Here is a 13474-nt window from a genome sequence, read left to right as displayed (position 1 = left end):
CGTCAAGCTCCCGCCCCTCCTCCCCGGCAACCCTGTAAACTATGGGAAGCCCTGCATGCTCTCAAGCATTGAAGCCGTCGCAGCCGCAGCATACATAACAGGCTTCACGGAAACCTATGAGAAGCTCCTTGGCCTCTACAAGTGGATGAACACCTTCCACAGCCTCAACACCGAGCTGCTGGAGTCGTGCTCGAAAGCAGGGAGCAGGGAGGAGCTGGACAGGGTAATCCGGGAGTACTGGGGGGATAGCCCGCCATGCTAGGAGGGGCCGGGCCGTAACCCGCGTTCTGTTAAGCCCGTATTCGTCTAAGCGGCCTACACCGGTCGCGTGGCCCTCACACCAGGATCAGCCCTTGCACCATGCGGGACGGCCGCTTCAACGCGTCCGCAACCGTCCTCAACGGTTTAAAACCCCCGTCACCAGGGGCCCGTCCGCATCATCGCCACCCAGCTGCGGCCGTACCGTTTCTGTGCCGTTGCCACGGGGACTCGCCGTGCCCCTTACGGGGCCGCACTGCCGCGGGGTGCGCGGAGTTTCCTCACCTCCAAACGGAGGCGTCAACGGGCCGCCCAGCCCCCTGATTACATTTTTGATAAACCTCCCTATAATCTTCAACCTCTATGAAACCGGGGGGTTCACCGGGAACCCTTCGACTGGACCGCCTGGGACCTTCGCCTTATCCAATGCTAGAAACTCCCCGGTTTTACGGGAAAGCTTCAAATGGAGAAACTGGAAACAACTGGTCAACCCCACACCCCTATGTTTCAAATGCATATTTTGAAATTTAGAAACATTTCTTCCAACTGAAATAAGAAAATATTTGTATAATGATTATATTATTTTTGTCTAATAATTCTATTTTACTTTAACTGATTCTTCATGATTTATTTCTTAATTGTAGAGTAGAAGTTGAGGGGTGGGTGAGTAATAGTTGAGGTAGTATAGGAAAACTCCCCAGTTCTACCCTTCGGTTTCAACTGAATCGCCTCCACCCTGTGCCGGCGAGGGCAATATTTAATAGTAAATCCATACGTCTATTGTTAATGGTGGGGATTGTGGAAGAGGCTAGGTTGGTGAACATTGGTGCTAAGCCGGTTGAGGATTACGTGTTTGAAACCATCCTAATGTTCCAGGAAGGTAGCAGCACTGTTGTGTTGAAGGGTAGCGGTGGCTTCGTAAGCAAGGCTGTCGACGTCTACAACGCCCTTGTCTCAAGGCTTGGGGATAGTGTTGAGCTGGTTAAGGTTGATATTGGGAGTGACAGGTTTAAGGGGAGGTTTAAGTCATTCATAGCTATTACTGTTAGGAAAAAGTACTGAGGGTTTTAACAGGTATCAGGCTCCTCGTGCTGAGAGACTGCATTAAATCAATTATCACTTCGGCAGCGCTTAAGCGGCCCGTGGAAATCTCATCTATCAGCTCCTCCATCCTCCTGGTAAGCTCGACGGAAGTCAGGTCAGGGTAGGCTGTTGAAACATAGTTGTAAACCATTATCCCCGTCTTAGTCGGTATCAGCTTAAGCTTCTTCCTCGACTTGACAATGTAGCCGTGCTTCTCAATGCTGGATATTATCTTGGAGTAGGTGCTCGGCCTGCCAATACCTGTCTTCTTCATTAAGGCTACAAGGTCTCCCTCACTGTAGAGGAATGTTCTGCTGGAGATCGACGTCTTAACCTGCTTCACCAGGACCTCGGCTTCCCGAACGTTCTCGAGTCCGCCGTGGGTTTTAACGCCTGCGACAAGGTTGAACCCATCCTCAACTATCCTGGTGTAAACCTCCATGGTTCCCAGCGCAGTATTGTTAACCCAGAGGGTGAACCTGGATTTAACCGCTTTGAAAGGCTTCATTTGGCTTGCCACGAATCTTTTGAAAATCATGTCGTAGAGGCTGTAGTGGAGGCCTGTTAAGGGAATTGTTAACGGTATCAACCCTTCCGTGAAAGCCTTCATCAAGTCATCGGTATCGTAAGGGTAGACAGGCCTTATTGCTTCATGAGCCCCGGGCTCCCCCCAGTGGCTCGGCCTGTGAAGGCTTTTCAAATTCTTCGCGGCAAGGTATTTCGAAGCTATTGAAACCCCTGTCGCGCTCACATACTTGCTGTCTGTTCTATGATACGTTATCAAGCCTGCCTCGAACAATTCCTGAGCAATCTTCATTGCAAGGCCGACCGGGATCCCTCTCCTGGCAGCGTCAACCAGGAATTCATCGGTCGTGTAGGGGGGTTTCGGAGAAACCTCGACAACCTCCTCGCCTTCTTTCCGCAGCAGTATTTTCCCAGCTTTCCCAACCTCCTCGGCCAGGCTTGAATCCTTGTCAACGCAGACCGAGTACTTGGTGTTCAAGGGCTCGCCTAGTTCGAGCTCAATCTTCCTGCACTTCCCCTCAACATACTCCCTGTATCTCTGGATAATCATTCCCAGCACAGGGGTTTGAACCCTGCCCGCCCCCAGGTATTTCTTCCCAAACCTTGACCACAGGTCCTGGCTGAGGCTGAACCCTACCAGCCTGTCAAGGCTCCTCCTGTATATTTCGGCGAGAACCCTGTTCCTGTCTACACCTCTCTTCCTCTCAAGGGATTTGAGAAACTCATGCAGGGTTATCTCGTGGAGCTCAATCCTCCACACGTTGCTGTTAACGGGGAGTACTGAGAGGTAGACATCGTAGGCTATTTTCTCCCCTTCGACATCAGGGTCTGTTGCAATCAACACCTCGTCAACCTCGCCCGCGAGCTTTCTCAACGCGTTTACAACGTTCTTCTGGTCCGAGAAAACCCCGCTGCCGCATCTGGGGCATGAAGACTCATGGGTGAACTGTGTCCCGCACACCCTGCACCTCTTAATGGTTTCGTAAACCGGTGCTACCAGCCCGTTTTCAACAACGATCCCGTAGTTGTCGATAGAGGGATCGGTGGTTAAATCGTAAAGGTGGCCCCGGGTAGCCGTTATGTTCAAGTCGATTATTTCCCCGCCAATCTTCACGGGGATTTCGTAAGCGTTAACATCCCCTATCCTCCTCGATACGGGCTTCCCGAAGAATCTCGCTATCGTCTTAGCCTTCGTCGGGGATTCTACAACGATTAGCACGCTCCTGTACTTTAAAGCCCACTCCCCGCTCCTTGTTCTCGTCGACTCAGCCGCTTTTTTCTCAGCGGAGAGGTCGAGCTCCCCGAGCTGTTTAAACCCGAGGTCCTTGTTGATCATTCTGAGCTTCAGCTCCAGGCCTTTCACAAGGTTTGATAGGAGGGGTGCTTCAACGATGAGGGATAGGCCGTGGGTCATCCTGCCGCCGTATAGCCTGCTCACCCTTCCACTGGCCTGGATATAGGTCATCGCGTCCGGGATCACTGCAAGGTAGGCGTCCCCGTTTTTCAAGAGGGTTATGGATCCTGCTTCCAGGACCGTGTTAGCGTCCAGGTAATCCTCCACCTCCTTAACTGTCTTGGAGTAGAGGGTTTTCAGCTCAACATACTTGCTGTAGAGCTTCTCATGGGGTTTAACAGCCTCCTCAGGGATCTTACCGGTTAGCACGTTGCGGAGCAGCCTTGTCTCGCCCGGCGATAAGTAGTATACTAGTCTTCTAACAGTGTAAGCCCTCTCCCTTAGTGATTTAACACTGGTTTTCTCAGCAAGCTCTATCAGGATTCTCGCAAGCATGTTCGGGTTTGAGAGAAAAGACTCCAGGCTCACCGTGAAGACAGGTGTTCCAAGGAAGACAACATACTTTATGCTCTGGGGAGCGTCTATTCCTCTGACGCTGGACCCGTAGTAGCTCGCGCTCCCTATTAAAACATCAACCTGCCCGCTCACCATTTTCAAGATATTGGCAGGGGTTGCGTCAGCTGTTTTAAAACCCTCCTTTTCAAGAATGCCCCGGAGATCCTCGGAGAGCTTAACCAGTTGCTGCTTCAACGGGTGCCTGGGGGATATGTAGATCACGCACCCGGGGCCCAGGGCTTTAACCAGCGCGGCAAGCTCCCCTGCGGCCTCGCCAGGGCTCCTGAGCAGGTAGGAGTCTGTTACATCCCTCCCGTAAATGGTTATCCCTGAAACATCCACCCGCAACAGGTCCTTGAGGATCCTTCCCATCACCCCTTTAATCCTCCCGGTGGCCGAGGCAACGATGAGCTGCCTCCTCTTCAACGTCCTCAGGGATGACTCAATCCTGGCGTCGAGCTCCAGGTACTCCTTGACAATGCTGGAGTAGGATTCCTCATTGTTCAAGCTCTTGTTAACCATGAGCTTCCACAGGAGCTGCAGCCTCTTCTTAGCCAGCTGGACAACCTCCTCGTTGAAGCCTAGGAGGTATAGGAGTCTCAGAATATTCTTCTCACTCCTCAGCAAGCTGTCCACGTCGTCAACGATGACGATGTCGAACTCGTGCCTGCTGAGGAGGTCGAAGTTTCTTCCGAGGAAGCTGTTGGTTATCACGAGTATTTTGAAATCTCCTTTAACAATCCTCTCCAGGACTGCCTGCTTCTTCCTCCTGGACAGGCCTGAGTCGTAGAAAACGGCTTCCCCGCCGCCGTCCCCGGTTATCCTAGCATGTATCTGCTTGCCCAGTGCTCTTGTCGGGGTTACGTACAGGATTCTCTTACCCCTGCTGCTGGCGAACACGGCGTAAGCGATAAGGAGCGTGGTCTTCCCCATGCCGGTTGGGGCTATCAACACCGTGTTCTCGCCTGACAGTATCCTCTTAACCCACGTCTTCTGAGCCCCCCAGGGTGTGAGCCCCTTGGTTACTGTTTTGAAAAACTCTTCAAAATCCCCTACCTCATCCTCGATAATCCTGCTCAGGGTGAAAACGTTGAGGGATGAGTCTAGGCTGCTCCTGCACCTCTGGCACTTCCCATGCTCTTCAACATCTCTCGAAGTTAAGTCTCCACCGCAGACAGGGCAGGAGTTCCTGTACAACGGGTTTAAAGCAATCGTCAATATTCATCCTCGGTATTCAAATCCGTTGCGCGGGATTGTTTTAAAAGGAGGGGTGGTGTATTACCCTGCAGGGAAAAGGTTTTTATAGTAGCAGATTAATCATATTTCTAACCAGTAAAACAAAATCTATAGGGTGTGAAATATGGCGCAACCCCAGAGTGCAAACACAGTCTTGGTTGGTAAGAAACCCGTAATGAACTACGTGATAGCCGTACTAACCCTGGTACACCAGGGTGTTAGAGAGGTGTACATCAAGGCCCGCGGAAGAGCCATCAGCAAGGCTGTCGACACAGTCGAGATCATCAGGAACAGGTTCCTGCCTGGTAAAGTAGACGTTGAGGACATCAAGATTGGCAGCCAAACAGTGACCAACCCGCAGGGCAAGGAGACCAGGGTCAGCATCATCGAGGTTAAATTAAAGATTAAAGAGTAAACGGGTTTGAAACAGCAAACAGTGTTTTTCTAGAATATTTCCATCAATCACAACCCTTCTACCGGTTGCCCGAGATGCCAAGGGTTCCAAGGAGCTCGCTCCTGGTGGAAGCTTTCAGCCTTGAAACACAGGTTTTCACAAGCTTCCTCGAACAGCTTGCCGGGAGCGGTGTCGAAGAGTTCTACGTTACGCGTAGGCCAGGCTACACTTACGTTGTTGTTAACGGGGAGGTTGTTCAAGTAGCAGTAGCCCCGTTCACCCTCGTGTTCCCTCCAGACCGCTCCGAACAGGCCGGGGCGGTGGCGGGGAGGTATGGGCTACCACGCTACATCACCCACAAGGATACCTGGCTGGAGTACAGCCTCGTCAACGCTTCAAGCCTTGCGAGCACCCTCCGAGGCCTCCTATCCGTCAGGGAGCAAGGGGTTTTGAAGGTTTCAGACTGGCTTGTAACTGTTTCCAGCCCCGGGCCGGCCTGCGGGGAGCTGGTGGCCGTGGGCCAGGTTTACACCAGCCTGGGCGGCCTTGTAGGGCATCACGACCTCTTCGACCCGGCTGTGAGGGAGGCTTCGAGCAAGGGTAGGGAGGGGTGTTTCACACCGGTTATTGTTGCCGTCGGCCCCGGCGGGGCTGAGCCTGTTGTCCAGGCATGTTTCGAGGAGAGGAAGATGGTTGTGAAACCCCCTGGAACCGGGGAGTGCCCAGGGTTCTGGAGGATTATTCACTGGCTCCTCATTGATGTTTCAGCAGGCTCAGCCGATTAAAAAAGTGTCCTCGCCTGAGCTCACTCCTGGTTGAAAGCCTCGTCGAAGTCTAGGGTGGAGGTCTTCCTCCTCCTGGACTGGTATTCCTCAGGGGTTTTCTCCAACACTATCTCGTAGAGCCGGGCCTCCTCACCCCCTGGTTTCGGCCTCAGGAGTCTTCCAAGCCTCTGGATGAACTGCCTCCTTGAACCGGTGCCCGACACCATTACCCCTACGTTAGCGTCAGGTATGTCGAGGCCTTCATCCCCGACCGTGGTGACCACGAGTATCCCCTTGGATGCTGTCTTGAACTCTTCAAGTATTCTCTTACGCTCGAGCGCAGGGACTTCGCCTGTTAACAAGTATGCTCCAAGCCTTTTACTCAGCTCCTCCGCCTGCTCCACGTACTGGGTGAACACGATTATCTTACCGCCCTTCTCCAGCTCGCTCCGGGCTATTTCAACAGCCTTCTCCAGCTTGCTCTCCGACTTGGCTAGGAGCATTTTCATCTGGCTGTGTATTCTCAAAGCCTCCCTAGCCCTTTGATCACCTCTTAGCGCGTCCTCCAGCACCTTCTTGAAATCCCTCCCGTTAGCCAGCTTGAAGTAGAGCTTCCTGAGAGAGTTGTACTGCTCGAGCTCATCCTTCTTCAACCCTACTTTAACGGTTACGACGCGGTAGCGTGCCAGGAACCCTGTTGCAGCCAGCTCCGCGGGTGTTTTATGGTACACTATCCCTCCCAGCAGGGGGAACAGCTCCTCGTGCTTACCATCCTCCCTGTAAGGGGTTGCGGATAAGCCTAGCCTGTACTTGGCTATGCTGTGAACCGCGATGTGCTTGAACTTCTCCGCCGGGAGGTGGTGGACCTCGTCAACTATTAGGAGGTCGAACAAGGGGGAGATCTCGCTTATCACTCTGAAACCGCTCTGATAGGTTATAATGGTTATAGGGGCAAGCCTCTTCTCATCACTGTACATGAGGCCGATCATTGACTGCGGGATGTTCGTCGATTTAACTATTACATCCCTCCACTGGAACATCTGCTCCCTGGTGTAGGTTATTATCAGGCTCCTCCTCCCGGTTAAAACAACCGCTGAAACCCCGATCAAAGTCTTCCCGGAGCCTGTTGGGAGGGCTACAATCCCCTGGTAGTTGTTGCTCCTCCACTTCTCCAGCGCCTCCTGCTGGTAGCTCCTGAGCGAGACGTTGACCAGCTCCGGCTTCAACGGGAGGAGCTTATCCTCGAGAAGCCTCCCAGGATCCCTAACCTCCAAGCCCAGCTCCGACAGCTTGGAGTAGGCGGTGTGCAGCTTGTAGGGCGGGATCCTGTAGACTATTCCAGTATCGCTGGACGCAGCCCTCCTAGCGCCCAGCTCGGAGAGGAATGCTCTTGCCTTGTTGAAAACAGGCCATGGAATGTACAGCTTAACATAGCCTGTGAGACTGTCCCACTCCAGCACGGGGGTGTAGGGCTGGAAGGCAGCCTCCAGCTCGTCCAGGCTTCCCTCAAGCTCCAGCTGGTACTCTTTGATCAGCTCCACAACATCCCTGTACGAGTACCCGTTGCGGACGGCTTTCTCAGGGTTGAGGATGAACCTTCTCTCACCTCCACCGCCGCCCTGGTACTCGGCAATCCTCAATATCTCCCTGAAGGCTTCATCACTAATCCATTTACGAGTCTTCAAAACTATCATGCCCCATCCTCCTCGAACAGCATCGCCTCCTCGGGCTCCGGGAGCTCCACGAAAGTGTTCGCAAGCCCCGTGTCCCTGCAGGCGAGCCCGTAGACACCGGGCCAGCTGCTCCTGCCGATGTAGAGTTCAACGCTTCCTCCAAAGCTCCGTATGGTCTCCGTGTATTTTAAAAACCAGGTTGTCTTCTCGTCGAGCGGTGTTTCAGGCGGGAGCTTTACCAGGAGACCCTCGGGCTCAACCATGTATGAATCGTTCACCAGGACCAGCCTCAGCAGGATGCACAGGCTTATGCCGCTGCACTCCCCGCAGGCCTTTGCGTAGGTTCTCCCGAGGGCTAGGGCTTGCGACGCAGCCTCCTCCAGCAGGCCCCGGGGGATCCCGAGCCTCAGCAGCTTCTCGTTGAAGACGAACTCTATGATTGTTCACCGCTCCATGTTTTCAAGACACTAGTACAGTATTAAAGCTGTTTATCCTTAAAGACCGTGGAGTTTTCAACGGGAGGGTCGGCGCGTGGGTTTCTCCTCACCTATCAGTACTTAAAACCCCTCTCATCCCTGTGTATTTAAATTTTTATTTAAGTATTTTAAAAATACCTGATTAACCGTGGTGGTGTCATGTTTAGGGTTAAGACTGGAAGAGTGCTTATCGCGAGGAAGCCGAGCGAGAAAGAGGTAGCGGATATTGCTGCAAAGCTTATGAAAACCTACTCTCAGAGCAAGGCTGACAAGATGAAGATGAGGCTGATGGCTAACGAGTTGCTGAGGCTTTTAAAGCCGAACCTTTCCTACAAGGATCTCTACGAGCTAACAGGGATCCCGGAATCAGTTCTCTGCAGGTATGCGAGAGGCTCGATAATACCCAGCTTCGAACAGGCTGCCAGTATCCTTGCGAAGATAGCGTTGTCTATAGACATAGGGTTCTTCGTGAAGGAGCTTGTCGAGAGGGAGAAGAGCCCTGTGATAGACCTGCTCAGGGTTTTGAAAGACCCGTACATCAGCCGCCTGCTCTCAGTAATGCTCCTCCTGGAGCTAACCGGGAAGGAGGTGACGAAGATCGTGGTGACGGCTGAGGCTGTGCTACCGGTTGCATCATTCCTTTCAACAGAGTTTAACGCTCCAATAGTTCTCGTGAAGCGTAAGAGCTACCCTGGAATACAGTACTACAGCACGATGGTTATGAGGAGCCCTAAGGAGATTGAAAACCTATACCTGGACAGGGACCTCCTGGGCAGGAAGGACAAGGTGCTGGTGCTCGCCGACGTCGTGTACTCGGGGAGGACGCTGAGCAGCGTGCTCGACATGATAGCTAAGTCTAGGGCTGAGATAGTCGATGTCATAGCTATACTAGGGCTTGGCGAGGCGTGGAGGATGCGGCTCGAGGATCAGGGCGTTAAAGTGTTAACAACAATCCCGTTCGCGATATGATTGGGAATAATGTGGGATTAGAGATATTGTTATAAGCTTGTTAAAACAAAATAACATTGAATGGGATAAGCAATGAAGATCGAAGAGCTTGTGAAGGTTGACTCCAAGGGAAGGGTTACAATCCCAATGGCTGTTAGGGAAGTCCTGGACATCAGGGAGGGCATGTACCTCCTAGTGGTGGCTGATAAGGAGAAGAAGGAGCTGAGGCTACTTCCCATCCCGGTCGCGGCTAAGCTTATAAAGATCAGGCTGGTTGTTGAGGACCGCCCCGGCGTCCTAGCCGAGCTGACAAGGTTTCTCGCCCAGCATAACATAGACATTGTCTCAACAAGGTGCACGGTGTTGAAGAGGGAGGAGCTTGGCGAGTGCGAGATGATCGTAGACCTGGCTAAGTCGGAGTGGACTGAGCCAGGCATGGTTGCCGACGAGATGAGGAAGCTGGAGCCGGTCAAGAACGTTGAAGCAAGCTACATGTCGGTTGAGTAAGGGATCAGCAGGGTATGAAAACCGTTATCACAGGGTGCTGCGGGTTTCCAACAGCCCGCGGCAAATACTACAGTGTTTTTAAAACCGTGGAGCTTCAAAACACCTTCTACGATCTGCCAAGCGTTGAATGGGCTTCAAGCATTAGAAAGGAGGCTCCGCAGGGCTTCTCGTTCGCGGTTAAGGCGTGGCAGGTGTTAACCCATCCTTCAACATCCCCCACCTGGAGGAGGATGAGGAGGAAGCCCGGGGGCAACCCGGAGGGCTACGGCTTCCTGAAGCCTAGCAGGGAGAATATTCAAGCGCTTGAGAAAACACTGGAGGTTGCCAGAGCCCTCGACGCCTTTATAGTGGTGTTTCAGACACCGGCCAGCATGCCTTTCAACCAGGATGTTGTTAAATGGGTTGACGAGTTCTTCGAGCAAGCAGTCTCAATGTCCGGCAGCGTCAAGTACGGCTGGGAGCCCAGGGGTGAGTGGGCTCGCGCACCAGTCCTTAAGGAGTTGCTGAGCAAGCACGGCGTGATACATGTGACAGACTTGTTGAAAGCCCGGCCAGTATTCCACGGCGGCGTAGTCTACACCAGGCTCCACGGGCTTGGAGAGGGAGAGGTCAACTACTCGTACAAGTATACCGATAAAGACCTGGAGGAGCTGGCGCTCATTCTCAAGGAAATGAATTTCAACACCGCGTACGTAATGTTCAACAATGTCTCAATGCTCGGCGATGCTTCAAGGTTTAAACAGGTTTGCGGGAAAGTGCTTGGGGAGGATGCAAGGGTCGAGTAGGCTCGCAGGCTGCTGACCCCTGGTTCCCGGGCTGTAACTGCTTAATTAAAAGACTGGTCAGCCTGGGTTCGACATTCTTCATCACGATTGTTCGAAATGGATAGGGCGTTCATCACTCTATGCTTGTTAATGTTTTCAGAATATTTAATAGTTTCACGGTTAAATCCTGCAAGCCCGCGGGTTCACCACAGATCTTGAACATGCTTCTCGGAGTGTTTAAAGGGTTTGAAGGAGGGGTTTTAGCGTTCAACACCCGGTAGCTCACGCTCCCATCCTCCCTGCAGTAAGCGTGGAGTAGCTGACCGCTCCTTGGCTCGACACACGCCCTCCCTCCCGGGCAGGGGCATTGCTTCTTAACAAGTAGCCAGTGCTCTATGGAGAGCGCTCTCCACGAGGTGGTTGAGAGGAGCTCCTCCAGCTCCCTTACTACTTCGCCAGGGTTTCCAGCGCCGTAGGCTTTCAAACCACTTATCGTTGAGGGAGGGGTTAGGCGTGTTTTAAACCCTTTCCTCTTCAACGCTTTATCGGTTCTCGAAACCCAGCCTGGCTGCACGTCGATGATTATGTTGATGAATAATCTCGGGCTGCTCAACCAGCCCACCCTGTTTAAACTAGAGTACTGGCCCTGCTTTTATCCTGGATCACTGTGATCGTGGGTGAGAGCTCAGGCGGGGATAACTTCTTCACCTTTCCGCACTAAGCTCCTCCTCATCGCTTCCCGAGCAGTGTGAGTGGTTGTTCAGAAACACGGACCGTCTTCACTCATCCGTCAAGTGGCGACTCATCATCCGGGATCATTATTTATTAAGCTGGTTAATATAATTCTTAAAGAGCCAGCTTCGACCACAATCTACCGGTGTTTGAGATGATGAGTCAGCCGCCTAGGAAAATCATGTGGGTTATTCAAGCATTATCCATGATTCTCTTCGCACTTGTTTCAGCAGTGGTTCCTCAATGGGCTTTCGCCTTCTTCCTGCTATACTTCATAGTGTTCATGGCCGTGATGTTTAAGCTGACGAGCAAGGGTATGAAGCCTCCGCCGAAGAGCGAGCTTGGCTCCCCTGTTTTCAAGGAGTCAAACCCTGTTAACGCCATGATGTACGACAAGTATTTGAACGCTGAGCTGAAGAAGCAGATGACCATGATGATGCTGAACTTCATGCTACTATTCTTCGTCTTCATACTTTGGAGCATCTACCAGGGTTACATAGGCCCCTTAATAGTCAGCATCATAGGCGAGTACACGGAGAATGAGGTAGTGATGAGGTTCATATACTTCCTCGGCATGTACGCCTTCTTCTTCGGCGTCATGCAGGGGCTCAGGTTCCTGCTGTTCAGGGGAAGCGATATGCAGACCTTCCTCTTCGCCAGGATCGGCTTCGAGGTTTACAGGAAAGGAGTGATGATCGATAACAGGCAGTTCATCACCTTCAACGAGGACGTTTGCTTCGAGCCCAACCCTGACAGGAAGTTCGTGGAGCTGAGAAGCCGGAGCAATAAGAACATGAAGATCAGGCTGTACACTCTTGAAACAGGAAAGCTTGCCGACAAGCTGGGAGAGGCTGGTGTTAGTGAGTGCCAAGTATAGGTGCGTGGTTTGCGGAAGGGTTTTCCCGAAGGGCCAGGGGATTGTTTTAAGCTACGGGGATTTAACGCTGAGCTTCCACAGCTCCCGGTGTGCTTCACGCTTCTTTAAAAGCCTGGTTGAAAGAGTGCCGCAGGAAGAGTTGAAGGGGTATGTTAAGAAGATAATGGAGGAGTATGAGGAAGCTCTCTCGCAGCGGGAGAGGGCTAGGGCTAAGAAAATATAGTGTGCCTGGAAGGGTTGCCCCGTGGATTTCAAAAGCTTTAAGGCTAAAGCGAAAGGGTTCCTCAGGACGAGGAAGGGTAAGATAATAGTGTCAGCACTGCTCGTGCTGCTCATCCTAGCGTTAATCCCTGTCCCCGAGGTGGGCATGCCGGTTGAGGAGATAGGCTTCGAGAACAGCAGGTTCGTGGAGATAGACGGCTTCAAAATACACTACTTGGACGAGGGGTCGGGTGACAGGGTTTTCATACTCCTCCACGGCTTCGGAGCGAGCGTTTTCTCCTGGAGATGCATCATCAGCAACCTCTCATCCATTGGCAGGGTCATAGCTTTCGACAGGCCTGGCTTCGGCCTCACGGAGAGGGTTGAGCCTGGCAGGACTCCTTACAACCCCTATACTAGTGAAGGAGTTGTCGAGCTAACCTACAGGCTTCTCTCAAGGCTTAACGTTTCCAGGGCGGTTTTCATCGGCCACTCAGCCGGGGGCGGGCTGGCGCTCCTCTTCGCGCTGAAGCATCCCGAGATGGTTGAATCGATAGTGCTGATAGCCCCGGCTTGGAAGCCCAGGGTCAGGGCGTGGTATGAGAGCATAGTTTTCTACCTCCCGTTCGCGGACAAGTACGGCCCCGTGGTTGTGAGAGGGTTTGTCGGACAGCTCGAGCAGGTTCTCTACAAGGCATGGTATAATAAGACGCTTCTAACGAGCGACGTGGTGGAGGGTTACAAGCATCCTTTGAAAGCAAGGAACTGGGATAAGGGGCTTTACTGGGTTTTAAAGCACAGCGACTTCCCCGATATCACTGGGGACCTCCCCAGGCTTGGCAAGAAGGTGTTGATAGTGCACGGTGACAAGGATGAGATAGTCCCCTTGGAGTCGAGCATTGAGCTGTCAGCCCTCCTCAACTCCACGCTGATAGTTATGGAGAATGTTGGGCACCTCCCTCATGAGGAATCCCCTGCAAGGTTCCTGGAGGCTGTCCAGCCGTTCATCTCGCACGGGTAGCGGACTGTTAGGCGTCCTAACGCCAGGTATAATAGGGTAGTGGGTTATCACTGATCTACCAGGAGTAATTAGGTGGCCCTAACAATGTCCAGCGACTCCTTAACTCTCGACGCTGTGGAGGAGGGAAGGGTTGTCAAGGTCCTGGGCTACGAGGGGAGGGGTGGGT

15 protein-coding genes and 1 other RNA gene are annotated in these 13474 nt (G+C 52.7%); 10 read left to right on the top strand and 6 right to left on the bottom strand.

All coding sequences use genetic code 11. The features are described 5' to 3' along the window. Nucleotides 1–262, top strand: a 262-nt coding sequence (locus tag AC3OH0_RS03535; RefSeq protein ID WP_498344788.1) for a ribosome biogenesis domain-containing protein, incomplete at its 5' end; no start/stop codon positions are given. Nucleotides 263–264: 2 nt separating this feature from the next. Here AC3OH0_RS03535 and rnpB read toward each other — a convergent pair. Further along, nucleotides 265–578: RNase P RNA component (rnpB, locus tag AC3OH0_RS03530), an RNA gene on the bottom strand. Nucleotides 579–619: 41 nt separating this feature from the next. Continuing rightward, entirely contained in the window at nt 620–748 is a 129-nt protein-coding gene (locus tag AC3OH0_RS03525; RefSeq protein ID WP_498344787.1) for a hypothetical protein, read from the bottom strand. A 308-nt stretch (nt 749–1056) separates the two neighbouring features. On the opposite strand from AC3OH0_RS03525, the gene AC3OH0_RS03520 reads away from it, so the two are divergent. After that, complete coding sequence (locus AC3OH0_RS03520; protein ID WP_319637047.1) at nt 1057–1320, top strand: DNA-binding protein; 264 nt, start codon at nt 1057–1059, stop codon at nt 1318–1320. On the opposite strand, the gene rgy is transcribed toward AC3OH0_RS03520, so the two are convergent. Next, nucleotides 1304–4933 carry a reverse gyrase gene (gene rgy / locus AC3OH0_RS03515; protein ID WP_498344786.1) on the bottom strand — a complete coding sequence of 1210 codons (3630 nt, stop codon included), beginning with the start codon at nt 4931–4933 and terminating at the stop codon, nt 1304–1306. The genes AC3OH0_RS03520 and rgy overlap by 17 nt on opposite strands. 142 nt (nt 4934–5075) lie before the next feature. Between rgy and albA the strand changes: the two genes are divergently transcribed. Both albA and AC3OH0_RS03505 read left to right on the top strand, forming a co-directional pair. After that, entirely contained in the window at nt 5076–5366 is a 291-nt protein-coding gene (gene albA / locus AC3OH0_RS03510; protein WP_013130083.1) for a DNA-binding protein Alba, read from the top strand. Nucleotides 5367–5440: 74 nt separating this feature from the next. Further along, nucleotides 5441–6130, top strand: coding sequence for a hypothetical protein (locus AC3OH0_RS03505; protein WP_498344785.1), 690 nt, complete (start codon nt 5441–5443; stop codon nt 6128–6130). Nucleotides 6131–6150: 20 nt separating this feature from the next. Here AC3OH0_RS03505 and AC3OH0_RS03500 read toward each other — a convergent pair whose 3' ends face one another. Beyond that, nucleotides 6151–7803, bottom strand: coding sequence for a DEAD/DEAH box helicase (locus tag AC3OH0_RS03500; protein WP_498344784.1), 1653 nt, complete (start codon nt 7801–7803; stop codon nt 6151–6153). Continuing rightward, the gene (locus AC3OH0_RS03495; protein WP_498344783.1) at nt 7800–8060 is read right to left on the bottom strand and encodes a hypothetical protein; all 261 of its coding nucleotides are present in this window, start codon (nt 8058–8060) and stop codon (nt 7800–7802) included. The genes AC3OH0_RS03500 and AC3OH0_RS03495 overlap by 4 nt, the downstream gene beginning before the upstream one ends. 357 nt (nt 8061–8417) lie before the next feature. Here AC3OH0_RS03495 and AC3OH0_RS03490 point away from each other — a divergent pair, with 357 nt between their 5' ends. The 3 genes from AC3OH0_RS03490 to AC3OH0_RS03480 all read left to right on the top strand — a co-directional run bounded on the left by AC3OH0_RS03490 (nt 8418) and on the right by AC3OH0_RS03480 (nt 10498). Beyond that, nucleotides 8418–9227, top strand: coding sequence for a phosphoribosyltransferase family protein (locus tag AC3OH0_RS03490; protein WP_193436427.1), 810 nt, complete (start codon nt 8418–8420; stop codon nt 9225–9227). A 72-nt stretch (nt 9228–9299) separates the two neighbouring features. Next, nucleotides 9300–9713, top strand: coding sequence for an AbrB/MazE/SpoVT family DNA-binding domain-containing protein (locus AC3OH0_RS03485; protein ID WP_193436428.1), 414 nt, complete (start codon nt 9300–9302; stop codon nt 9711–9713). A gap of 14 nt (nt 9714–9727) precedes the next feature. Beyond that, the gene (locus tag AC3OH0_RS03480) at nt 9728–10498 is read left to right on the top strand and encodes a DUF72 domain-containing protein (protein WP_498344782.1); all 771 of its coding nucleotides are present in this window, start codon (nt 9728–9730) and stop codon (nt 10496–10498) included. 112 nt (nt 10499–10610) lie between these two features. On the opposite strand, the gene AC3OH0_RS03475 is transcribed toward AC3OH0_RS03480, so the two are convergent. Further along, on the bottom strand, nt 10611–11090 hold the full coding sequence (locus AC3OH0_RS03475) for a hypothetical protein (protein ID WP_498344781.1): 480 nt from the start codon (nt 11088–11090) through the stop codon (nt 10611–10613). Between the two features lie 273 nt (nt 11091–11363). On the opposite strand from AC3OH0_RS03475, the gene AC3OH0_RS03470 reads away from it, so the two are divergent. The 3 genes from AC3OH0_RS03470 to AC3OH0_RS03460 are packed head-to-tail and all read left to right on the top strand — an operon-like array spanning nt 11364 to nt 13308. Then, nucleotides 11364–12086, top strand: a complete 723-nt coding sequence (locus AC3OH0_RS03470) for a DUF2208 domain-containing protein (protein ID WP_498344780.1) — start codon at nt 11364–11366, stop codon at nt 12084–12086. Then, nucleotides 12070–12309, top strand: a complete 240-nt coding sequence (locus tag AC3OH0_RS03465; protein WP_498344779.1) for a hypothetical protein — start codon at nt 12070–12072, stop codon at nt 12307–12309. The genes AC3OH0_RS03470 and AC3OH0_RS03465 overlap by 17 nt, the downstream gene beginning before the upstream one ends. A 21-nt stretch (nt 12310–12330) precedes the next feature. Beyond that, a complete protein-coding gene (locus AC3OH0_RS03460) occupies nt 12331–13308 on the top strand; it encodes an alpha/beta fold hydrolase (protein ID WP_498344778.1) in 978 nt (325 codons plus the stop codon). Nucleotides 13309–13474: the final 166 nt, after the last annotated feature.

The organism is Thermosphaera sp. (genome assembly GCF_059755995.1).
Note: the sequence above shows the minus strand (reverse complement) of the source record. Positions and strands in the feature narration are given on the sequence as shown.

Coding starts and splice junctions, on each gene's coding strand:
- AC3OH0_RS03490 (WP_193436427.1), top strand. CDS start 8,418: ATGTTTAGGGTTAAGACTGGAAGAGTGCTTATCGCGAGGAAGCCGAGC.
- AC3OH0_RS03485 (WP_193436428.1), top strand. CDS start 9,300: ATGAAGATCGAAGAGCTTGTGAAGGTTGACTCCAAGGGAAGGGTTACA.
- AC3OH0_RS03470 (WP_498344780.1), top strand. CDS start 11,364: ATGATGAGTCAGCCGCCTAGGAAAATCATGTGGGTTATTCAAGCATTA.
- albA (WP_013130083.1), top strand. CDS start 5,076: ATGGCGCAACCCCAGAGTGCAAACACAGTCTTGGTTGGTAAGAAACCC.
- AC3OH0_RS03480 (WP_498344782.1), top strand. CDS start 9,728: ATGAAAACCGTTATCACAGGGTGCTGCGGGTTTCCAACAGCCCGCGGC.
- AC3OH0_RS03500 (WP_498344784.1), bottom strand. CDS start 7,803: ATGATAGTTTTGAAGACTCGTAAATGGATTAGTGATGAAGCCTTCAGG.
- AC3OH0_RS03505 (WP_498344785.1), top strand. CDS start 5,441: ATGCCAAGGGTTCCAAGGAGCTCGCTCCTGGTGGAAGCTTTCAGCCTT.